At 67.7% G+C, this 21,224-nt stretch carries 20 protein-coding genes; 9 read left to right on the forward strand and 11 right to left on the reverse strand.

From position 1 onward, the window contains the following. Positions 1 to 19 precede the first annotated feature (19 nt). From BRESU_RS05560 to BRESU_RS05580, 5 genes are all read right to left on the reverse strand, one after another. Positions 20 to 730 carry a TorF family putative porin gene (locus BRESU_RS05560; RefSeq protein ID WP_013268533.1) on the reverse strand — a complete coding sequence of 237 codons (711 nt, stop codon included), beginning with the start codon at positions 728 to 730 and terminating at the stop codon, positions 20 to 22. A gap of 265 nt (positions 731 to 995) precedes the next feature. Continuing rightward, on the reverse strand, positions 996 to 1,607 hold the full coding sequence (locus tag BRESU_RS05565; protein ID WP_013268534.1) for a response regulator transcription factor: 612 nt from the start codon (positions 1,605 to 1,607) through the stop codon (positions 996 to 998). After that, positions 1,600 to 2,667 carry a sensor histidine kinase gene (locus tag BRESU_RS05570; protein WP_013268535.1) on the reverse strand — a complete coding sequence of 356 codons (1,068 nt, stop codon included), beginning with the start codon at positions 2,665 to 2,667 and terminating at the stop codon, positions 1,600 to 1,602. Before BRESU_RS05570 ends, BRESU_RS05565 begins: the two co-directional genes overlap by 8 nt. Before the next feature lie 223 nt (positions 2,668 to 2,890). Further along, positions 2,891 to 4,543 (reverse strand): ATP-binding protein, encoded by a 1,653-nt coding sequence (locus BRESU_RS05575; protein WP_050762471.1) that lies wholly within the window; start codon positions 4,541 to 4,543, stop codon positions 2,891 to 2,893. Positions 4,544 to 4,842: 299 nt separating this feature from the next. After that, the gene (locus BRESU_RS05580; RefSeq protein WP_169308012.1) at positions 4,843 to 5,226 is read right to left on the reverse strand and encodes a response regulator transcription factor; all 384 of its coding nucleotides are present in this window, start codon (positions 5,224 to 5,226) and stop codon (positions 4,843 to 4,845) included. Positions 5,227 to 5,519: 293 nt separating this feature from the next. On the opposite strand from BRESU_RS05580, the gene BRESU_RS05585 reads away from it, so the two are divergent. From BRESU_RS05585 to BRESU_RS05610, 6 genes are all read left to right on the forward strand, one after another. Further along, the gene (locus BRESU_RS05585) at positions 5,520 to 6,185 is read left to right on the forward strand and encodes a PepSY-associated TM helix domain-containing protein (protein ID WP_013268538.1); all 666 of its coding nucleotides are present in this window, start codon (positions 5,520 to 5,522) and stop codon (positions 6,183 to 6,185) included. Between the two features lie 11 nt (positions 6,186 to 6,196). Then, on the forward strand, positions 6,197 to 6,715 hold the full coding sequence (locus tag BRESU_RS05590; RefSeq protein ID WP_013268539.1) for a DUF2271 domain-containing protein: 519 nt from the start codon (positions 6,197 to 6,199) through the stop codon (positions 6,713 to 6,715). Positions 6,716 to 6,726: 11 nt separating this feature from the next. Beyond that, complete coding sequence (locus BRESU_RS05595; protein WP_013268540.1) at positions 6,727 to 7,563, forward strand: DUF4198 domain-containing protein; 837 nt, start codon at positions 6,727 to 6,729, stop codon at positions 7,561 to 7,563. Between the two features lie 86 nt (positions 7,564 to 7,649). Beyond that, complete coding sequence (locus BRESU_RS05600; RefSeq protein WP_013268541.1) at positions 7,650 to 8,633, forward strand: FAD:protein FMN transferase; 984 nt, start codon at positions 7,650 to 7,652, stop codon at positions 8,631 to 8,633. Beyond that, positions 8,630 to 9,970 carry a sulfite reductase subunit alpha gene (locus tag BRESU_RS05605; RefSeq protein ID WP_013268542.1) on the forward strand — a complete coding sequence of 447 codons (1,341 nt, stop codon included), beginning with the start codon at positions 8,630 to 8,632 and terminating at the stop codon, positions 9,968 to 9,970. Before BRESU_RS05600 ends, BRESU_RS05605 begins: the two co-directional genes overlap by 4 nt. Positions 9,971 to 10,079: 109 nt before the next feature. Beyond that, the gene (locus tag BRESU_RS05610; RefSeq protein WP_013268543.1) at positions 10,080 to 10,880 is read left to right on the forward strand and encodes a transglutaminase-like domain-containing protein; all 801 of its coding nucleotides are present in this window, start codon (positions 10,080 to 10,082) and stop codon (positions 10,878 to 10,880) included. 3 nt (positions 10,881 to 10,883) lie between these two features. Here BRESU_RS05610 and BRESU_RS05615 read toward each other — a convergent pair whose 3' ends face one another. After that, positions 10,884 to 12,572, reverse strand: coding sequence for a M1 family metallopeptidase (locus BRESU_RS05615; protein ID WP_013268544.1), 1,689 nt, complete (start codon positions 12,570 to 12,572; stop codon positions 10,884 to 10,886). A 100-nt stretch (positions 12,573 to 12,672) separates the two neighbouring features. Further along, positions 12,673 to 12,969 carry a 50S ribosomal protein L28 gene (gene rpmB, locus BRESU_RS05620; RefSeq protein WP_013268545.1) on the reverse strand — a complete coding sequence of 99 codons (297 nt, stop codon included), beginning with the start codon at positions 12,967 to 12,969 and terminating at the stop codon, positions 12,673 to 12,675. A 268-nt stretch (positions 12,970 to 13,237) separates the two neighbouring features. Between rpmB and BRESU_RS05625 the strand changes: the two genes are divergently transcribed. Next, positions 13,238 to 13,696, forward strand: a complete 459-nt coding sequence (locus tag BRESU_RS05625; RefSeq protein ID WP_013268546.1) for a DUF3617 domain-containing protein — start codon at positions 13,238 to 13,240, stop codon at positions 13,694 to 13,696. On the opposite strand, the gene BRESU_RS05630 is transcribed toward BRESU_RS05625, so the two are convergent. Then, on the reverse strand, positions 13,693 to 14,568 hold the full coding sequence (locus tag BRESU_RS05630; RefSeq protein WP_245528606.1) for a LysR substrate-binding domain-containing protein: 876 nt from the start codon (positions 14,566 to 14,568) through the stop codon (positions 13,693 to 13,695). The two genes, BRESU_RS05625 and BRESU_RS05630, sit on opposite strands and share 4 nt — an antisense overlap. A gap of 359 nt (positions 14,569 to 14,927) precedes the next feature. Here BRESU_RS05630 and BRESU_RS05635 point away from each other — a divergent pair, with 359 nt between their 5' ends. Both BRESU_RS05635 and BRESU_RS05640 read left to right on the forward strand, forming a co-directional pair. Continuing rightward, a complete protein-coding gene (locus BRESU_RS05635; protein WP_013268548.1) occupies positions 14,928 to 16,757 on the forward strand; it encodes a DUF885 domain-containing protein in 1,830 nt (609 codons plus the stop codon). 48 nt (positions 16,758 to 16,805) lie between these two features. Further along, entirely contained in the window at positions 16,806 to 18,647 is a 1,842-nt protein-coding gene (locus BRESU_RS05640) for a M61 family metallopeptidase (RefSeq protein ID WP_013268549.1), read from the forward strand. Positions 18,648 to 18,661: 14 nt separating this feature from the next. Here the strand turns inward: BRESU_RS05640 and BRESU_RS05645 are convergent, their stop codons facing one another. From BRESU_RS05645 to BRESU_RS05655, 3 genes are read right to left on the reverse strand one after another with little or no spacing between them, the layout of a single operon-like run. Beyond that, positions 18,662 to 19,573, reverse strand: a complete 912-nt coding sequence (locus BRESU_RS05645; protein WP_013268550.1) for an NAD(P)/FAD-dependent oxidoreductase — start codon at positions 19,571 to 19,573, stop codon at positions 18,662 to 18,664. Then, the gene (locus BRESU_RS05650) at positions 19,570 to 20,670 is read right to left on the reverse strand and encodes a DUF1176 domain-containing protein (protein ID WP_013268551.1); all 1,101 of its coding nucleotides are present in this window, start codon (positions 20,668 to 20,670) and stop codon (positions 19,570 to 19,572) included. The genes BRESU_RS05645 and BRESU_RS05650 overlap by 4 nt, the downstream gene beginning before the upstream one ends. Positions 20,671 to 20,706: 36 nt before the next feature. Further along, positions 20,707 to 20,919 (reverse strand): hypervirulence associated TUDOR domain-containing protein, encoded by a 213-nt coding sequence (locus BRESU_RS05655; protein WP_013268552.1) that lies wholly within the window; start codon positions 20,917 to 20,919, stop codon positions 20,707 to 20,709. Between the last annotated feature and the right edge of the window lie 305 nt (positions 20,920 to 21,224).

The following is a 21,224-nucleotide window of genomic DNA, read 5'->3' on the forward strand; positions in this document are numbered from 1 at the left end:
TTTGAGCGCGGCGGGCGGCTTAGAAGCTGTAGGAAATCGAGGCGACGAGGCGGCCTTCGTACCGGCTGCCGAGGTCATGCTCGTCGGTGTCGTACCAGCGCAGGTCGCCCGCGATGGCCGGGCTGAACTTGTGCTTCACGCCGATATTCCAGGCGTTGTAGTCGGAACCGTTGTCGACCCGCCGGATGCCGTAGGCGATGCTCAGCTTGTCCGTGGACGTCAGCTTCAGCGAGGCCTGGGCTTCCGACCACCAGGCCGCCTCGCCGCTGCCGTAGGTGTCTGCAGAATAGTTCACCCGCATGCGGGCGCTGATGTGATCGGTCAGGTCACGGGAGATGTCGCCCTGGAACTCGACGTAGCCGCTGTCGACACCGTTCGTTTCGCCGATCATCTGGCGGTGCATGACCTGCACGTCGATGCCCCAGTCCTGAATGTCGGTCGCGTAGCCGGCGGTTGCGATGACTTCGGCATTGGCGCCCTTGCTGGAGGCCGCCTCGGACTCGAAAGCGCTGACATAGAAGCCGTTGGCCGACCAGCGCACCGACCCGAAGACGGCGGGTTCCTCGTCGCTCTTGCCCAGGCCTTTGCCGATGTACTGGCTGGCGATGCCGACCTGACCCGTGATCGGGTCGGCCAGGGCCGGTGCGGCACAGGTCAGGGCAGTGGCCCCTGCGACGAGTGCGGAAGAGAGGTACAGGGCCGACCGGGCCTGTTTGATGGAAGTTTTCAAGTTTGTAGTCCCCGACTTCGGACGCCGACGGACCACGCCCGTCTGATCATTCTGATAGTCGGAGACTTAAAGACTGCAGGTCACCAAGATGTTGATATCGCTTGGTTTATCGCTACGTTGTACTACGTAGCGAGGCCTGCAATGGCGTCGCGCGCCCGTTTCGTCGTACGCTGTTTTACCTAGGGCGGAGCCGCGTGAGACACCGGTGACAGCAAGGGGCGCGGCGGGGCGGACCCGCATTGATGCAACTGGTTAAGCTGGTCTGTCAGGCCGCGAGGCCGCGCCCAACCATAGTTGCGATCGCCGCGATGTTCGGGGCCTGCATCTTTCGCAGGATGTTGCCGCGGAAGACGTCGACCGTCCGGGGGCTGATCCCGAGGACGAGGGCGGTGACCTTGCTGCTGGCCCCGTTGACCAGATGGGACAGGACCTCACGTTCGCGCGGAGACAGCGTCTGGTAGCGCCGGCGGGCATCCCCGAACTCGGTGCTGGCTGTGTCCACCGGCCCGCAGGCCGTGAAGGCATCGGCGATGGCCTGAACCAGGGCACCGGATCCGAACGGCTTTTCCAGAAAGTTGGAGGCGCCCGCCTTCATCGCCGCGACGGCCATGGGCACATCGGCATGGCCGCTGATGACGATGAGGGGCCACTCTTGCCTGCCGGTCTTTGCAAGGCGCTCGACCAGGGCGAGACCCGACATTTCGGGCATCCGGACATCGGTCACGACACACCCGAACGGCAGGGACTCCGAGGCGGACAGGAAGGCCGTGGGGGACGCGAAGACCGTGACCTCGAAATCCGCGACAGAGAGCATGGCCTCGATCGATGCCAGAACGGCGGCATCGTCATCGATGACGAACACGTGGCCCTTAGACATTGGCACTCCTGTTGTTGAGAGTGAAGGCGAAGCCGGCACCCCCGAGCGAACTGGTGACATGCTCGATCTTTCCGCCGTGCGCTTCGACGATCGTCCGGCAGATCGATAGACCCATTCCCATACCGCCCGCCTTGGTGCTGATCAGCGGATCGAACAGGCCGCCCGCCACGGCCTCGGGCACGCCCGGGCCATTGTCCTCGACCGTCACCCGATAGTGCTGGTCAGTCTGATCGCCGGAAATTAGAACCCGACGTCGCTGACCGTCGGAGGGCGCATCCAGGGCGTTGCGGACCAGATTGAGGACGACCTGCTGGACCTGGACGCGGTCGCACAGCGCGCAGCCGTCCGGCGGGATCCTCACCGTGAGAATGGCGTCGACCTCCCTGGCGTTGATTCTCAGGATCGGCAGGATTTCGTCGACGATCTCAGCCATGTTCGCCTGGCTGTGGAAACCGGTATCGCGGGACATCAAGGTGCGCAGTCGTCGGATGACGTCGCTGGCCCGTTCAGCCTGACCGGCGGCGGATTCGACGTACTTTGTGATCTTGGCGCGATCGATCTCGGGGCGCGAAATCAGGGTCGTGGCCGCATCGAGGAAATTCAGGATGGCCGACAAGGGCTGATTGAGTTCGTGGGCGACCATGGACGCCAGTTCGCCGAGGGAGTTCAGACGCCAGTTGTAGGTAATCTGCTGCCGCAGATCCTGGGCCGCCGTTTCGGCTGCGACAACGCCGGTGACGTCCTGAATGAACAGGGTCAGGAAGTCCTCGCCGTTCGCCGAGAACTGCGCGGCCTGGACGTCGACGAAGGCGCAGCGGCCGTCGTGACGCAGGGCCGTCAGGTGGACGCCGCTTCCCCCGCTGCGGCTCGTGGCATTGAGATCCGCCAGACCTCCGGGGGCCTGGAGGGCGGCAACGTCGAGCTCGGGAATGAGGCTGGCGATATGAAGCGGCGGGTCTCCCACCATGGCGCGCCCGAAGAAGGCGTCAGCCGTCGTGTTGGCGCTTCTGATCGTTCCCGCTGCATCGATCGCGACGACCGCCATCGGTGCGTCAACCAAGATGCTCCTGGCGAACGATGCTTCCAAGCCTCTGCCCTCCCCGACGACGTTGCGCCGAATCCTGCGCCCACGCGATCGGTTTGAATTCGGGGAGGAATTCTCTCAATCCTGAGGGGCGCTCAGACTGTCATACAACCGAAATCTTCATGCGCACAAGACTTTCGCGAGAATACTCGGGGCTATTGCGAGCGAAATGCAATCGCATCTATGTCCGGCCTCGTGGTCAGGCAGTTGTATACCCTGTTTGGCCAGATCTATTCAAGGAAGTCTGCATCACGTCAAACAGAGTCGTGGCCTCGATCGGCTTGGGGACGCAGTGCTCCATGCCGGACTCGGAATAGATCTTGAGCTGATGCTGCATCACATTGGCGGTCACCGCGACGATCGGGGGTGCCGTTCGGCCCGCCGTCCGGGCTTCCTCGACGATCATGCGCGCCGCATCGACCCCGCCGAGGACCGGCATCTGGATGTCCATCAGAACGATATCCCAATCGCCCTCGCGACAGGCCTCCACGGCCTGCATGCCGTTCTCGACCAGGGTCGGCACGACATCGATCTGCTCCAGCAGCAGCGCGAGGACCTTGCGGTTCACGGGATGGTCCTCTGCGGCCAGGACGCGAAGCGAACCGGTGACCGGCCGGGGCTGGGATGGCCCGGGCGACCGCGCGGCAATGGGTTCGGCGATGGGCAGGGGCAGGGCGGCTGTCAGGCACAGCCCGCTCGGGATCCTGTTTGTCGCTGTGATGGAGCCGCCCATCCGCTGGACCAGCTGGTTGGCCATGAACAGGCCGAGCCCCAGGCCCATGCTCCCGTCGGCTCGCGGAATGGCCGGATCCAGACGCGCGTACTTGTCGAAGATCCCGGCCAGGAGATGATCGGGCACGCCCGGCCCTGAATCGCACACGGACAGTCTCACGCCGTCCACGTCGCGTGACGCCGATACCAGGATGCCGCCCGTGTCCGTCAGCTGGACCGCATTGGCGACCATGTTGTGCAGAACCTGGCGGATCCGGACCGGATCGCCGAGATAGGCGGACGCGAGCCCGGGGCAGAGGCTGACACAGATTTCCAGATTTCTGGTTTTGGCGATCGCCTCGAAAGGCTCGATCGAGCGCTGGACCAGATCACGCAGGCTGAAGGTGACGGCCTCGATCTCGAGCAGACCGGCCTCGATCCCGCCCAGGTCGATCACCTCCGCGATCAGGTCGCGAAGCCCGCGGCCGGACGTGATCAGGGTTTCCAGCCGCTCGGCCTGCACGGGTGTGAGCGGATCCCCGACGAGCGACTGGGCCATGCCCATCATGCCATTCAAGGGTGTCCTGATTTCGTGACTGATCATGGTCAGGAAGTCGCTCTTGGCCTGGCTGGCGAGTTCCGAAGCCTCCCGGGCGGCATTCAGGGTGCACATGTCTTCGGACACCCGTCGCCAGGCCCCGAAGGCGGCCAGGCACAGCAGAAGGGCGGAGCTGGCGAGCATCAGGGTGGAACGTTGGTCGCCACCGCTCCCCAGCAGAATCCCGATCAGCGATGCCAGCACGATCAGCGGCGGTCCTGCCGCCGCGCCGGCCATCAGTCTGGAACTGCCGCTGGCTGCGACGGCGTGGATCAGCGCACCGGCAAGGACGACCATTCCGATCGCGACGCCAAGGTGCTCGCCGCTGACGGCGAGCGGAATGGCGATCAGGCTGAACATGAGCTTGTTGGCCAGGAACAGGGCGAAGGCCCATTGGGCGGCGCGCTGGTCGCGAACCTGGCCCTGCGGAAATGCCACGATCTCGCACAGCTGCATCAGCAGGAAGGCCGCCAGCCAGATCGCGGCCGAGGCCAGGCCGATCAGCGGGAAGAAGATCGCCACGCTGGCGACGGCGAAAAGCATCCGGGACCGACGCTGCCGAACGCGTTTCGTCATGGTCGCGCTGACCGCTTCGAGGAGCGTTTCGCGAGCGTTGGGACATGCAGCCACGAAGGACATGGATGGCTCCAGATGCGCCGTTCTGCGCCGATGGCGCGACCATGGGGTCTCGCCGTGGGTCAAGAGAACCTAGGGACGCTTTCACCGTCGTTAACTAGCCATTAGTACCTACGGTCAGGGCGACCTCGCGGTGCCGGATGACGCATTCAGGCCGCATCTAGGGGGATCTGCGTACGCGCCTTGCACCGCATCAGCCCTGTATCCTACCCGGTCTGGTCGTCCGTTTCCGACCGAAGCAAAGCGTCACAGCAGGTGTTCACCAGGGTCAGAAGACTTTGCGGCGGAAACGGTTTGATCAGAAAATCAACGACGCCGGCGTTCCTGGCGGCCACCGCATGGGCGACGTCGGCATGTCCACTGATGAGAATGAGCGGCCATGCCAGGCCCATCTCGATCTTCAACCGACGCGCCAGTGCCAGGCCGTCCATATCCGGCATCCTGAGGTCCGAGACGATACAGGCCGGTTGAAGGCCGTCGAGGGCTGCGAGAAAATCCGTGGCCAGGCCAAAGGCCTGAACCTCATAGCCGGCCGACAGGAACAGCGCTTCCAGAGACTCCATCACGACCACGTCGTCGTCGATGATCACGACCCGCTTCATCGACGACGCCTTCGGTTGTGTTTTCGATCCGGGCCCGGCTTGCGTCGAGTAATCCTCATTTTTACTTATTCAGTCTGTTTGGGTTCGAACAGTTAAGCAAAAATACCTATGGCTCGGCGGCGAATGGCGCCCGGGGGCCTCGCATCGATCCGGCGGCGGGACTGGATCGGTGGTGCTGGCCAGCCCCGCGACGCGGTTCGCCGGGCGCTGTGAGGCGGCAACCCCTTCCGTCTCGCCAGAAGTTCTTGCAAGTCATTCGCAATGTGTGGCACAGGCGAGACGTGACTGACGCTGCCTCCGACATTCCTGCCCGCAAGGCCGCCCCCGGCTCGACCCTGAACGGTGCCCGCGCCTTCTGGTTGAAGGAACTGCACCGCTGGCACTGGATTTCGGCCGGGCTTTCGCTGGCGGGCATGCTGCTCTTCGCCATCACCGGCATCACCCTGAACCATGCGGCGCAGATCCCGGCCGAGCCCGTCACGGTCGAGACCTCGGCGACACTGCCCGCGCCGCTGCTGGCGCGCCTGTCCGACTTTCCGGACGAGACGACCGACCCTGTGCCCGACGCCGTGGCGCGCTGGGCGGTCGATGCGCTGGACGCCTCCGTGGGGGGGCTGCCGACCGAGACGGCGCCCGACGAGATCTATGTCGCGCTCAAGGGGCCTGGAAAAGACGGCTGGCTGACCATCGACCGGGCGACCGGCGAGGCGGTGCGCGAGACGACCACCCGCGGCTGGGTCGCCTATCTGAACGACCTGCACAAGGGCCGCGACACCGGTCCGGTCTGGTACTGGTTCATCGACGTATTCGCTGTGGCCTGCATCGTCTTCGCCGTGACCGGCCTGACCCTGTTGTGGCTGCACGCCCGGAACCGCGCCTCGACCTGGCCCCTCGTGGGGCTGGGGATCGCGGTGCCGGTCATCATCGCCCTGATCTTCATCCACTGACGAGTTTGCCCATGCGTACCCTGCCTGTCGTCCTGGCCGTCGCGGCGGGATCCGTTGCTGCCCCGGCCCTGGCCGCTGACCTGACCGTGACGGTCGAGGTGCCGACGGTCCGCACCGCCGCCTACCATCGCCCCTATGTCGCGATCTGGATCGAACAGCCCGACCAGACCGCCGTTCGCACCATCGCCCTCTGGTACGAGGCGGGCGAAACCGCGCGCGGCGACGGCGACGGCGCGCAGTATCTGAAAGATATCCGGACCTGGTGGCGCAAGGGCGGTCGCGCCATGACCGTGCCGATCAGCGGTGTCAGCGGCCCGACCCGGGCCCCGGGCCGTCAGACGGTGACCGTTCCTGGCGCGCGCCTCGCGAGCCTGCCGGCCGGTCAGTACAACGTCGTCGTCGAGGCGGCGCGCGAGCAGGGCGGCCGCGAACTGGTGCGCGTGCCCTTCACCTGGGGCGGGGCCGCGTCGTCCGGCTCGGCCGCCGGAACCTCCGAACTGGGCGCCGTCCGCGTCGCCGTCACCCGATAGGAATCTCTGACATGAAGAAGCTGATCCTGCCCGCCATCGCCCTGCTGGCCGCCGTGGCCGCACCGTTCTCGGCCAGCGCGCACCGTGGCTGGCTGATGCCGTCCAGCACCGTCCTGTCGGGCGAGCGCGCCTGGGTCGCATTCGACGCCGCGGCCTCCAACGGCGTCTTCATCGCCGACCACGCCCCCCTGCGCCTGTCGCCCCAGACCCTCAGCGTCCTCGCACCCGACGGTGCGGCGGGCGTCGTCGCCAACCTGATGCAGGGCGCCTATCGCTCGACCTTCGACGTCGAGATCAACAAGCCCGGCACCTGGAAGATCGCCAATGCCTCCGCCGGCATGAACGCCGCCTGGATCCTGAACGGCACGCCCGGTCGCTGGCGCGGTCCGGCCGCCGACATGGCCGCCAACGTCCCGGCCGGGGCCACCGACGTCGTCTCGGCCCCCAGCGCCAGCCGCCTCGAAACCTTCGTGACCCTGGGCGAGCCGACGACCTCGGTCTTCGCCCCGACCGGCGTCGGCATCGAGATGGTGCCGGTGACCCACCCCAACGACCTGGTGGCCGAGGAAGCGGCGACCTTCCAGTTCCTGAAGGACGGCGCCCCCTATGCCAACGCCGACGTCATCGTCGCGCGGGGCGGCCTGCAGTACCGCGACAATCCCGAGGAAATGACCGCCCGGACGGACGCCGACGGCAAGGTCTCGATCACCTGGCCCGAGGCCGGCATGTACTGGGTCAACACCAGCTGGCGCGACCCGGCCGCACCGGCTCCGGTCGAGGGTGAAGGCCGCGGCGGACCCCCGGTCGCCTCGGCCCAGTACACCGCCGTGCTGCAGGTCCTGCCCTGAGCCTCCGCGGCTCGCGCGGAGCCCCGCCGCCGCTCGACCTGCGCGACGCGGGCGAGCGGTCGGCGACCCGTGTCCTGCTCCCGCCGATGGATCGCCCGCCGGCGCGTCCGAATGGCGACAGGATCTGGTCGCTGGACGGCGACACCATGGGCACGACCTGGTCGGTCCGGCTGGTCGCGCCGTCGGGGCTGGAGCAGGCCGCTGTCGAAGCCGCGATCCAGGCCGACCTGGACGCCGTCATCGCCGTCTTCAGTCCCTGGGCGCATGACAGCGAAATCGCTCGCTTCAACGCCGCCCCGCCCGGCATGTGGGCGCTGTCGCCCGCCCTGTGGTCTGTGCTCGACGCCTCCATGAACCTGGCGGACGACACCGACGGCGCGGTCGATCCCACCTTGGGGGCCCTGGTCGACCTGTGGGGATTCGGCCCGCCGGGACCGCGACCGGACACCGACCCGCTACCGTCCGAAGCCGAAATCGCGACTGCCTTGGCCGTCAGTGGCTGGCAGGGTCTGCGTCTGCACCGCGACGCGCGGGCGGCCATGCAGCCGGGCGGGCTGAAGCTGGACTTTTCCGGCATTGCCAAGGGTCACGCCGTGGACCGGGTGTCCGACACCCTCACCGCGCTGGGCTGCAACTCTCACCTGGTCGAGATCGGTGGCGAGATGCGCGGCACGGGCGTCAAGCCGGATGCCCAGCCGTGGTGGATCGGGCTGGAGCCTCCGCCCGGTGCGATGATCCCCCGCTCGGTCGCGGGCTTGGTCGATATCGCTGTGGCGACGTCCGGCGACTGGCGACGGGCCTTCCAATTCGACGGGATCCTGTACCCGCATACGCTGGACGGGCGGACCGGTCGGCCGGTGGCGAACGGCGTCGCCTCGGTGACCGTTTTCCACGCCAGCGCCATGCTGGCCGATGCCTGGGCCACGGCCCTGACCGTCAGCGGCCCGGAACAGGGGCTGGCGCTCGCCCGGGCCCACGGCATTGCCGCCCAGATCCTGACCCGGACCTCCGAAGGCGTGACCGAGGTCCTGAGCCCGGCCTTTGCGGCGATGCTGGACGACGAGGCTTGAGCGCGGACCCGGTGCGGTGGCTGTGGGCGGCGGCCGTGGTGGCGGTCTGGCTGATCCTGACCGGCTGGATCATCTGGCGCGCGCGCCGGCGGCCCGAGACCGGAGGCGAAGGGGGCAACCTGTTGATCGCGGTGGCCAGCCAGACGGGGTTCGGCGACGAATTGGCCGAGGTTGCCCGCCGCATGCTGGCCGAGGCGGGCCAGTCCGCGCGGGTCGCCGCCTTGTCCGAGCTTGAGGCGGCCGACCTGATCGCCGCGCGCCGCGTCCTCTTTATCGCCTCCACGACCGGCGAGGGCGATGCGCCCGACAGCGCTGCCCGGTTCGTGCGAAGGACCATGGCGGCCGGGGTCGACCTGTCGGGCGTATCCTATGGCCTGCTGTCGCTCGGCGATCGGTCGTACCGCGATTTCTGCGGCTTCGGTCGGGCCCTCGACGGCTGGCTGAAGGGGGCCGGGGCCGTCGCCCTGTTCGAAACGGTCGAGGTCGACAACGGCGACGCGTCGGCCATCCGGCGTTGGCAGGGCGAACTCGCGGCGCTGACCGGCGGGGTCGCGACGGCAGAATGGACCGCGCCGGATCATGCCCCCTGGCGGCTGGTCGAGCGCTGCCTGCTGAACCCGGGCAGTCCGGGCGAGGCGGCCTGGCACCTCGGCTTCGAACCGCCGGCTGCCGGCCTCGACTGGCAGGCCGGCGACATCGTCGAGCTGGTTGGACCCTCGACCGACGACGGCCTGGCCCTGCGCGAATACTCCGTCGCCTCCCTGCCGTCGGACGGTCGGGTGGAGTTGCTGGTGCGCCGCATGCATCGTCCCGACGGCACGCCGGGTCTGGTGTCGGGCTGGCTGACGGGCCCGCTGAAGGTCGGGGACGCCGTGCCGATGCGTCTTCGCGTCAATGCCGCCTTCCGCGCGCCGCCGTCCTCCACGCCCATGATCCTGATCGGCAATGGCACCGGCCTGGCGGGCCTGCGATCGCACCTGAAGGCCCGCGCGTCAGAACCGGGATCGGCCCAGACCTGGCTCATGTTCGGCGAGCGGACGGCAGAACACGATGCCTTCCATGACGCCGAGTTGCAGGGCTGGCTGGCCAGCGGTGCCCTGACCCGGCTGGACCGGACCTTCTCGCGCGATCCCGGCGACGGGCGCTATGTGCAGGCGCTGATCACAGAGAATGCCGACACCGTCCGCGACTGGATCGGGCGGGGCGCGGCCCTCTACATCTGCGGCAGTCTGGAGGGCATGGCGGGCGGGGTACACGTCGCGCTCGAGGACGTGCTGGGCACCACGGCCCTTCGGGATCTGGTCGAAACCGGCCGCTATCGCCGCGACGTCTACTAGCGACGCCTGCGCCCCTATCCCGACCCGATCCATCTGCTAGAGGACGGGGCCCGGAACGCACGCGCCCGCGCGACGTTGCCGGATCGTGCACTCCGTCATCAGGTCCTCCATGAAGATCCGCGTCCGCGCCGACCTCGTCTATCGGTTCGATCCCCCGACCGATGCGATCTACAAGATTCAGGTCGCGCACTGGCCGGGTCAGACCGTGATCGAGGAGCGGCTGGTCACCAACCCGCCGCAGGATTTTCACGAGGACGAGGACGCCGACTTCGGGGCCCGCACCCTGCGCGCGCGTCTGTCGGGCGAGGTGGCGGTCACCTATGAGGCCCTGGTCGACAACGGCACCCTGATGGGCCTGCCGCCGGGCGCGACCCAGCACGACTGGAACGACCTGCCGGCCGAAGTCCTGACCTATCTGTGGCCCAGCCGGTACTGCCCGTCGGATCAGTTCGGCCGGTTCGCGGAACGCCAGTTCGGCGACACCGCCGGCGGCGAGCGCGTCCTGGCGATCCTGGGCTGGATCACCGAGAACATCGACTATGAGGCGGGCGTGTCGGATTCGGAGACGACGGCCTCGCGCACCTTCATCGACCGGGCCGGTGTGTGCCGCGATTTCACCCATATGGGCATCACCCTGTGCCGGGCCTCTGGCATCCCGGCCCGCGCCGTCAGTGCCTTTGCCCATCAGCTGAACCCGCCGGACTTCCATGCGATCTTCGAGGTCTGGCTGTCGAACGGCTGGTGGCTGGTCGATCCGACCGGGCTGGCCCCGATCGAAGGGCTCGTACGGATCGCCTGCGGGCGCGACGCGGCCGACATCGCCTTCCTGTCGACCCAGGGGACCTGCGAACTGGTCCGTCAGTCGATCACGGCCGTCGCGGGGGATGCGGACAGCCTCAAGGCCGCCTGAGCCCTACCGGCCGGGTCGGGCGCGCCAGGCCTCGACGAAGTCCAGCCGCCGCAGGACCTTGTTGTCGGGATCGACCAGGACGTGCGCCCCGGCCGGGACGGCGATCGACCCGCGCCCGCCGGTCATCGGGACGGTCTGGACGACGCCATCGATCTCGACCTCCACAGGCATGGGAAAGACGCCGCCGTCGCCGGTGGTCCACGACAGGCCCAGAGTGTCGCCTTCGCGCGTCTCGGCCAGCACGGGCAGGGCGGCATTGTAGAGATAGCCGCGGAAGAACCAGCCGTAGTCCTGGCCCGTCACGTCGTTGACGATCCGCAGGAAGTCGGGCGTCGAGCGATACAGGGTGGTGAAATTGCCCGGCTGCGGATCGGGCCTCCCATAGACCAGCGTCGTCACGGCCTCGTGGAACGCCGCGTCTCCGATCAGCATCCGCAGGGAATGGGCGATCAGCGCGCCCTTGAAATAGATGTCGTTACCCGGGCCGGTCTCGCCCTTGTAGACCTCGTCCTCGCTCTTGAGCGTGCCGGACACGACGGGGAACTGGTTGCGCAGATCCTGCTGCATCTTGGCCAGTTCGGTCTGCATGTACCGGTCGCCGTTCAGCCAGCGGGCATAGAGCGGCTGCATATAGGTGCCCAGACCCTCGTGCAGCCACATGTCATCGGCGTTGGCATTGGTCAGCTGGTTGCCGAACCACTCATGTGACAGTTCATGTTGCAGCAGCCAGTCGTACCCCCTGCCGTCCAGCCGATACTGGTTGCCATAGGCGTTGATCGTCTGGTGCTCCATGCCCAGGTGGGGCGTCTCGACCACGCCCATCTTCTCGTCGCCGAACGGGAAGGGGCCCACCGTAGCCTCGAAGAAGTCCAGCTGCAGCGGGAACTCCGCAAACAGGGCGGCGGCCTGCGCCGGGTCGTCCGACTTCAGGTACCAGTAATGCATCGGGAAGGTGTTGCCGAACCGGCTGCGATAGTCGGCCCGCAGCTCCGCGTACGGCCCGATGTTTAGGGCGATGGCATAGGTGTTCGGGTTGGCGGCGCTCCAGTTCCACGTCGTCCAGCCGTCGCCGTGGTCCTCCGAGCCCAAGAACCGGCCGTTGGACGGGGCAGACAGGCCGGTGGGCACGGTGATGTGCAGGTTGACGCGGGCCGGCTCGGCCAGAGGGCTGTCGATGCAGGGCCACAGCAGGTCGCAGCCCTCGCCCTGGATGGCGGTGGCGATCCAGGGTTCGCCGCCGGGCGCCGTCGACCAGACGAAGCCGCCGTCCCAGGGCGCGTTGGGGGCCACGCGCGGCTGTCCGGCATAGGCGATGCGCAGGGTGGTGGTGTCGCCCGCCGCCAACGGGCGGGGCAGGGCGACGGTCATCCGGCCTTCGGGATTTGTCCATTCGGCGGCCAGGCCGTCGACCGACACCGCCGAGACGTCGAACAGGGTATCCAGCTCGACCACCAGTCGAGCGACGGGGGCAGTGGCGGTGAAGGTCAATTCGGCCACGGCATCGATGGCCTTGTCGTCCGGGATGACCTTGATCGACAGATCCACGAGGTCGATTCGCACCGCCTCCTGTTCGGCCGTCCGGGGCTGGTCGGTCAGCAGGGTGAAGGCGGTCGACTCGCGGGACGAGGCGTCCTGTGCGGTTGCGGTGGTGGCCAGAAGGGTCGCAGCAAGAACGGACAGAACGGATCGCATCGGGACTCCTCGGAACGAGGATAAAGCCTACGCGGTGGGGCGGAATTGAAAAAGGCCGGTGTTTCCACCGGCCCTTTCCGAAATCGTGATGCGCCGAAGATCAGGCGGCGGCTTGCTCGGCCAGCTTGGCCTTGACCTGACGCTTGATGCGCTGGGCCGCGACCGACAGCTTCTCGTCGTCAGCCTTGACGATGAACGGATCCAGACCACCCTTGAAGTCCAGGGTCCGCAGCGCCGCGTTCGAGATGCGCAGGGTGTAGGACTGGCCCAGGGCTTCCGAAGCCAGCTTGACCTTCTTCAGCGACGGCAGGAACCGGCGCTTGGTCTTCACATTCGAGTGGCTGACCAGGTTACCGACCATCGGGCCGATACCGGTGAGTTCGCAACGACGTGACATCGTCAGTTCCTTAGGGCACGGCGTCCACACCCCTCCTTGATCCTGGGATCGCAGCGTGGGGGACGCATGAAACAAATGCGCGCGGGGTGGCTCCCCGCGCGAGAGGGGGCCGTATAGAGGAAGCGATCGCGCGCCGTCAAGGCTGGCGGGACATGAAACCGGAGCATGGTCTCATCGTTCATGCGTCGTTCAATCGCCACCATCCAATGCTTAAGCTAATCGGGTCAACGCTTCAGCCCGTCGCGCCGCCCCGAACGAGAGATCGCCGATGACCGTGTCCGCCTTCGTCCTCCGCACCCTGGCCGTCGCCGCGCCCGCCGTGGCCGGAGCCGTCCTGCTGGCCGCGCCGTCATCGGCCCAGGCCCCCGGCGGCGAGCCTCTGCCCGGCTACTGGGAATACACGACCAACGCCGTGGGCATCCGCAGCACCGAACAGAAATGCGTGCGGCCCAGCGAGATCAACCGCTTCTTCGGCGGCCTGTCCACGCGGCGCTGGCGCTGTGTCTATCCGACGCGCGAGGTCGGCAACGGCAATGCGCGCTTCGAAGGCACCTGCACCGATCCGCGGGGCCGCCGGGTCAACGTTCGCCTGCGGGGGCCCTATCAGACCGAGAGTTTCCGGTTCAGCGGCGGGGCCCAGCTCGCGCGCGGCACGCCGTTTCTGCCGGCCAGCATCACCGCGCGTCGTCTCGCCGCCGTCTGTCCGGCGGGCGCCGAGTACTTCTAGCCGGCCGCGATGGCCGGATCGGCTGCGGCCTCGGCCAGCAGCCAATCCCGGAACCGCGCGATCTTGGGTGATCGCCGCCGATCCTCCGGCCACGCAATCCAGTAGCCGTTCGACAGGGTGACTGTGTGGGCGAACGGCCGGGTCAGCAGGCCGGCTGCGATCTCGCGCGCGAACAGGATCGGGGATCCCAGCGCCACGCCCTGACCGCCCAGGGCCGCCGCCACCTCCAGCCCCTGGATATCGGCGCGCAACTGGGTGGCGGGCGTGGTCGGAGTGCTGACGCCCGCGCTGGCGAACCACGCGGCCCACTCCTTCTCATCGCCGACCCGGGGCGCGTCCAGCAGGTCCGCAGGCGTGGTGAGCTTCAGGGTCGCGCACAGGGCGGGGCTGCACAGCGGCACGAACACGCTGGGCATCAGGAGCGCCGCCTCGGTCCCCGGCCAGTCGCCGCTGCCGGATCGCAGGGCCACATCGACGTTGGAGCGGGCCAGATCGACGATGTGGGGACTGGTATCCAGCCGCACCGCCAGCCCCGGATTGGCCAGCTGGAACGCGCCCAGCCGGGGGGCCAGCCACTGGGTCGCCAGCGTCGTCAGGGTGGTGATGGTCAGGACACCCTGATCGGTCTCGGTCACCTCGGCGAATGCGCGCCGCAGAAGGGTCATGGCCTCGGTCGCCGCGCGCGACAGTCGTTCGCCCGGTTCGGTCGGCCGCACCTCTCGCGGCAGGCGGCGAAACAGGCTGATCCCCAATTTCGTCTCCAGCGCCTTGATCTGCCAGCTGACCGCCGCCTGGGTCATGCCCAGTTCCTCCGCCGCGCGGGTGAAGCTGTTGAGACGCGCCGCCGCTTCGAACACCCGGATCGAGGACAACGGTAATCCGGATAGGGGATCAGACATAAGTTCACCTAGGGCAATGCGGGCCTACTACTGGTTTGCGAACGGCGTCTGTCAAGCCGATATCTCAGGTCACGATGTGTGTGTCGGCAGGAGGTCGATAGGGAGGAGGCGTTTCGAACCCATAAGGACGTTCCATTCGGATGGTTCGATCTGTTGCTCAAGGCCGCGGCCCGTGGATCCGGGCCCACGCCGGGTTTGACCCCCGCGGCTGCGGCAAGATTGGCCACCCGAACCCTGCCTCACCGGACTGCCTGACGGTTTTGTAATCCCGGACGCCTTGTGGGCGACGCGCGGTTGATGGCCAATGCGGCAACGCTATGGGAGCCACCGCCATGATCGACCGTCGCCGCCTGCTGTTCACTGCCGCCGCCGGGGCCAGCCTTATGGCGACCGGCCAGGCGATCGCCCGGCCCCAAGCCGCGATCACCGCGTCGGCCGCGCTGAAGGCGGTCATGGACACCATCGTTCAGGAAACCCTGATGACGTCGCCGGAGCTGCTGACCCAGCTCGGCTTCGACAAGGGGCCGAACGCGCCGATGAAAGCGAAGCTGGATGACCGGTCGCAGGCCAAGATCGAGGCCGACCAGGTCCGGTTCCGGGCTCACATCGCCGATCTGAAGGCGGTCGACCGGACCGCGCTGAACGCCGACGAGAAGGTCTATTTCGACACGCTGGAGTTCTTTGGCGACACGGCGATCGAAGGGTACGGCTTCGGCTATGGCGGTGGGGGGGTCGGCCCCTCGCCCTATACGATCAGCCAGCTGACGGGCGCTTATCAGTCGATCCCGGACTTCCTCGACAGCCAGCATTCCATCGAAACGGCCGAGGATGCCGAGGCCTATCTCGGCCGCGTCTCGGCCTTCGCGACCGCTCTGGATCAGGAGACGGAGCGGATGCAGCGCGATTTCGCCGCCGGTGCCGTGCCGCCGGACTTCGTCATCGAGCGCACCCTGACCCAGATGACTGCCGCGATGCAGCCGGGCGCGGCCGCCACGACCCTGGTCCAGTCCATCGTGCGCCGCACGGCCGAGAAGGGCATCGCCGGCGACTGGGGCAGCCGGGCCGAGGCCATCGTCAACGACGCCGTCTTCCCCGCGCTGGCCCGCCAGGCCGATGGGCTTAAGGCGCGTCAGGCCGGGGCCACCCACGACGCCGGCGTCTGGCGTCTGCCAGACGGCGAGGCCTTCTATGATTACGGCATCAAGAGCTACACGACGACGACGCTGAGCGGCGACGAGATCCACCGGATCGGTCTGGACCAGCTGGCCGAACTGAGCGCCCGCGCCGATGTCCTGCTGCGCGAGCAGGGCATGACGCAGGGGTCTGTCGGCGAGCGGATCGCCGCCCTGGGTGACGACCCGAAATACCTCTATCCCAATACCGACGAGGCCAAGGAGACCCTGCTGGCCGACCTGAACGCCCAGGTCATCGAGGTCCGCCGCCGCATGCCCGAGTATTTCGGCCGCCTGCCCACCTCCGGCGTCGAGATCCGGCGGGTGCCCAAAGCGATCGAGGCCGGCGCGCCGGGCGGCTACTACAACTCGCCCTCGCTGGATGGATCGCGTCCCGGGGCCTACTACATCAACCTGCGCGACACGTCGGAATGGCCCAAGTGGCAGCTGCCGACCCTGACCTATCACGAGGCGGTTCCGGGCCACCACCACCAGATCAGTCTCGCCCAGGAAAAGGCGGACACGCCGCTGCTGATGAAGGTGCTGGGCTTCTCGGCCTATTCGGAGGGCTGGGCCCTGTATGCCGAACAGCTGGCCGACGAGATGGGGATGTACGAGACCGATCCCATCGGCAAGATCGGCTATATCCAGTCGGCCATGTTCCGCGCGACACGGCTGGTCGTGGACAGTGGCATGCACGCCAAACGCTGGAGCCGTGAACGGGCGATCGAGTTCATGACCACGGCGCTGGGCGATTCACCCTCGGCCGTGACCACCGAGATCGAGCGCTACTGCGTGTGGCCGGGCCAGGCCTGCTCCTACAAGCTGGGGCACAACAAATGGGTCGAGCTGCGCAACCGCGCCCAGACGACGCTGGGTGACCGCTTCGACATCAAGGCCTTCCATGATGCCGGCATGAACACCGGCGGCGTGCCGCTGACGGTGCTGGACCGGGTCATGACCGAATGGATCGCGGCGCAGGCGGCCTGACCGGCCAATGAAATCCGCGGCCGGCAGGCCCTGAAGGAGATGAGTACGATGCGAACCACCGCATGGGCGCTGGCGGCGACAATTCTGGCGGGCTGGAGCGGTGTGGCCCAGGCCCAGACCACGGGGGCGGGCGCGCCCGTCGAATATGACCTGCGGTTCGACAATGCCGTGCACCATGAGGCGCGGATCACGGCGACCTGGCGCGGGATCGGCGACCAGCCGCTTCGCGTGCAGATGTCGCGGTCCTCGCCCGGCCGCTACGCGCTGCATGAGTTCGCCAAGAACGTCTATTCCGTCTCGGCCACGGACGGGGCGAGACGGGCGCTGTCCCTCGAGCGGACCGATCCCTACGGCTGGACGGTTCCGGGACACGACGGCACGGTCGTGCTGACCTACACCCTGTACGCGGATCGGGCGGATGGGACCTATTCCCAGATCGACGCGACCCACGCCCATCTGAACATGCCGGCGACCCTGATGTGGGCGACGGGCTTCGACGACCGTCCGGTCCGGCTGCGCTTCCGGCCCTATTCGCCGGACTGGACCATCGCGACCCAGCTGGCCCCGACGGACGCGGCCGACACCTTCACGGCCCCGGGCCTGCAGTATCTGATGGACAGCCCGACCGAGCTCAGCGGCCACGCGCTGCGCGAGTGGCAGGTCGACGACGCCGGTGTGGCGCGCACGATGCGGCTGACCGTGCACCACGCCGGCACGGACGCCGAGGTCGATACCTTTGCCGCCAGTGCGAGGAAGGTGGTCGACCAGCAGATCGCCGTGTTCGGGGATGTGCCGGACTTCGACTACGGCACCTATACCTTCATCGCCGACTACCTGCCGCATGTGAGCGGCGACGGCATGGAACATCGCAACTCCACCATCATCAGCAACACCCGGTCCTTCCAGGAGGCGAACTTCAGCCAGCTGGGCACGCTCAGCCACGAGTTCTTCCACGCCTGGAACGTGGAGCGGATCCGCCCGGCCGAGCTGGAGCCGTTCGACTTCACCCGCGCCAATCCCACGCCCTCGCTGTGGTTCGCCGAAGGGTTCACGAGCTACTATGGACCCCTGGCCATCCGGCGGGCCGGTGAGTCCACCGTCGACGCCTTTCTGGCAGATTTTTCGGGCACGCTGAACGGGATCGTCAATGCGCCGGGGCGAGCCTACGGGTCTCCGCAGGAGATGAGCCTGCGTGCCCCGTTCGTGGACGCCGCGACGGCCATCGATCCGACCAATCCCAACATCTTCACCTCCTACTATCCGTATGGCCAGATCATCGCCCTGGCGCTGGACCTGACCCTGCGCGAGCGGTTCCCGGGGGTGACGCTGGACGATTACATGCGCCGGATGTGGCAGGTCCACGGGGTCACCGAGCGGCCCTATACGCCCGATGACCTGCGTCTCGCGCTCGGAGCCGTGACAGGCGACCAGGCCTTTGCCGACACCTTCTTCGCGACCAGTATCGACGGCAGCGCCCTGCCGGATTTCGCGCCTCTGCTGGCCCAGGCCGGGCTCGTTCTGAAGCCGGCCCGGCCGGAGGCGGCCTGGGCCGGCTCAGCGCAGGTTCGTGCCACGGGGACGGCGCTGATGGTGGCGGGTGCCCCGGCACCGCAGACGCCGCTTTACGAAGCCGGGCTGGATCGCGGTGACCAGATCGTCAGTGTCGACGGGACCGCGATGGAGTCCGACGCCGCCTGGGCCGGGATGCTTCAGGCCCACAGGCCGGGCGATGTGGTCCAGATCCGCTTCCGCCAGCGTGGCGTCGATCGTACGGCACCCGTACGCCTCGCCGCCGATCCCGCCCTGCAGATCGTTCGCACCGAGGCGGCCGGGGGCACCCTGACAGACGGCCAGAAGGCCTTCCGTGAGGCCTGGCTCGGCGCCGAATAGGGGCCGGGGTCGGCTTACAGCGTCAGGCCTTCCTCACGCCGCAGGGCATTGTGGATGTCGGTCGCGGCCACGGCGGCCTCGGCCGTCGCAACGGCGATCTGGTTCAGCCCCCGCACGACGTCGCCGGCGGCATAGAGGCCGTCGATGCTGGTGCGCTGGTGCAGGTCGGTCTCGACGCGCCCATCCTCTTCGGACAGGCGGGCACCGATGGCGGACAGCAGGTCGGCGTTGGCCACCGTGCCCAGCGCCGAATAGACCGTGTCGAAGGCACTGTATTCGCCGTTCCAGCACAGGGCGGTCACCCGGTCGCCCTCCAGCCGGACGTTTTCGATCGCAGTCTCGACCAGCTGGATGCCCAGCCGCTCGAGCGCCGCACGCTCGGTCAGCGCCTCGGCCGGACCGGTGTGGATCAGGGTCACACGGTCGGAATAGGAGCGCATGAATGCGGCCTCGCGCACGCCCATGTCGCTGTCGCCGATCACCGCGATGCGCTGGTCCGTGGCCTCGAACCCGTCGCAGATCGGACAGATGCGGATCAGGGCCCGCTCGATCGCCCGTTCCACCCCCGGCAGCTCGGGGTGGTTGTCCACCACCCCGGTCGCCATCAGGACCGCGCGCGCCGTGATGGTCCGACCGTTCAGGCTGGCCTCGAAACCCCCGTCGACGGCGCTCAGCGCCTCGACGCGTCCGGGCTCGATGACCGCGCCGTACTCCTGCGCCTGTTCGCGCATCCGCGTCAGGATCGCATCGCCCGTTATGCCCGCCGGAAAGCCAGGCATGTTGTGGCTGAGCGGGATCCAGCTGGCGCGCGGCTGACCTCCGTCCGCGACCAGGACCGAGCGCCGGAACCGGCCCAGATAGGTGGCCGCCGTCAGACCGGCCGGGCCTGCGCCGACGATCAGCACATCGACCGCGTCGCGATTCAACGCGTCACCCAGAAGGTCGGCCAGTACTCGCTGGGCACGCCGTAGCAGTCGGGCATGGCCGTGCTGGACCTCAGGACGAAGCCCCGGTCGGTCCAGGTCCAGCTGGACGCCGTGCCGCAATCCCCCAGACCGCGGCCCTTGTCGAAGGCATCGATCACGCGCGTGGCCGGGTCGTAGGCGGCGTTGACCAGCAGATCCAGCGGCTCGCCGGTGCTGGGGAAGGTCAGGCGGCGCGGGTTGGACCCGTCGGGCCGGGTGGTGAACCAGGCATTGGCGAAATTGTAGGCCCCGGCTCCGCAGGGGACACCCCACAGCACGGTGTTGGCATCCAGCTTCGCCGACACGATCGCGGCCTGCAGGTCGGGATTGAAATCGGTGTCCGCGCGGCACTGGACGACGTCGGGCAGGGCCGCGACGGCCGCCGGCAGGGTCTGGCCTTCCTGGTCGCCATACCGCCCCTGCGACACGGCGGGCGCGGGCGTGACCTCTGGCACCGTGGGTCCGGCCGGCACACTGGACGCCGTGCGATCGCCCTTGCGGATCAGGGCCATGGACGTCCCCAGGCGTCCTTGACGTTCGTCGATCCAGAGCAGGGAGGCCGCAGCGCCGCTGAGCGAGATGGTCACCGTCTCGGTGCCCGCGGCGAGCGTCATCGCCTCGCCCTGGCCCATGGCATCGATCAGCCGGGTGACCTGATCTGCGCGAACGGTGGCCGCCGGATAGTCGTCCTCGTCGCCGACCGCATCGGTCGCCGCGATCAGGTCCGTGCCGTCGACCCGGGCCGTGAGCGGTCCGCCGAAACTGCCGTTCTCGGGCCAGAATCCGACGACGACCCCGGGCTGGGCATCGGGCCCGGCCGCAATCGCGATACGCACCCAACCGACGCCTTCACTGGCCCGGCCGAAAGCGTAGCAGCCGTTGGCGTTGTCGCAGACGGCATACCAGTCCCGGAACGTGCGCTCGCCGGGTCGATCCGGGATCGGACTGGCCTTCGCCTCGTCCGTCCTGCCGACATCCGGTTCGGGGCTCTTCGCCGCCGATCCCTCGCCACACGCCGTCACGGCGATCGCCGTGACCACAAGTCCGAACAGCCGCATTGTCACCCCCCCCAAGAGGAAAGGCGCAGGCCGCCGTCAGGCCTTGCGCAATTCCGACGGCTTGTGAGCCGCCCTGGCACCGGTCCTGGTGCTCTCGACCAGATATTCAGGGTTATCCTTCGATGCCGCAACCTTGTGCGTCTTGATCTTTGTGGGCGACGTCAGTTTGCGGACGACCTTGCCCGTTGAGGTGCCCTGGCTGTGGTCCCATGCGACCGTATCGCCGGCCTTGAACGTCTTTTCCGTCATGGCGTTTCTCCGGGTTGGGGCCTGTCATCCAGAACCGCTCGCATCAGGTCGGGATCGATCAGAACAGGCATTTCGCAGAAGGCGACGATCCACCGCTGGATCAGTTCATTCGTGTCATCGGTCGTTGTAACGGACATGGTGCAACAACCGATTCCGGCGGTCCGGGTTCAGCTTGGCGGCAGATCAACGGACCCTTTTTTTGGCAGAACACGGACGTCTCCGGGTCTAGCGTGTCGTCCGCGCCGCGATTCCCCGCTACTGTCGCGGGCCGCAGGTGCGCGCGCTGAGTTCTTCTTGAGGGATAA

This window comes from Brevundimonas subvibrioides ATCC 15264 (genome assembly GCF_000144605.1).
GTDB lineage: Bacteria > Pseudomonadota > Alphaproteobacteria > Caulobacterales > Caulobacteraceae > Brevundimonas > Brevundimonas subvibrioides.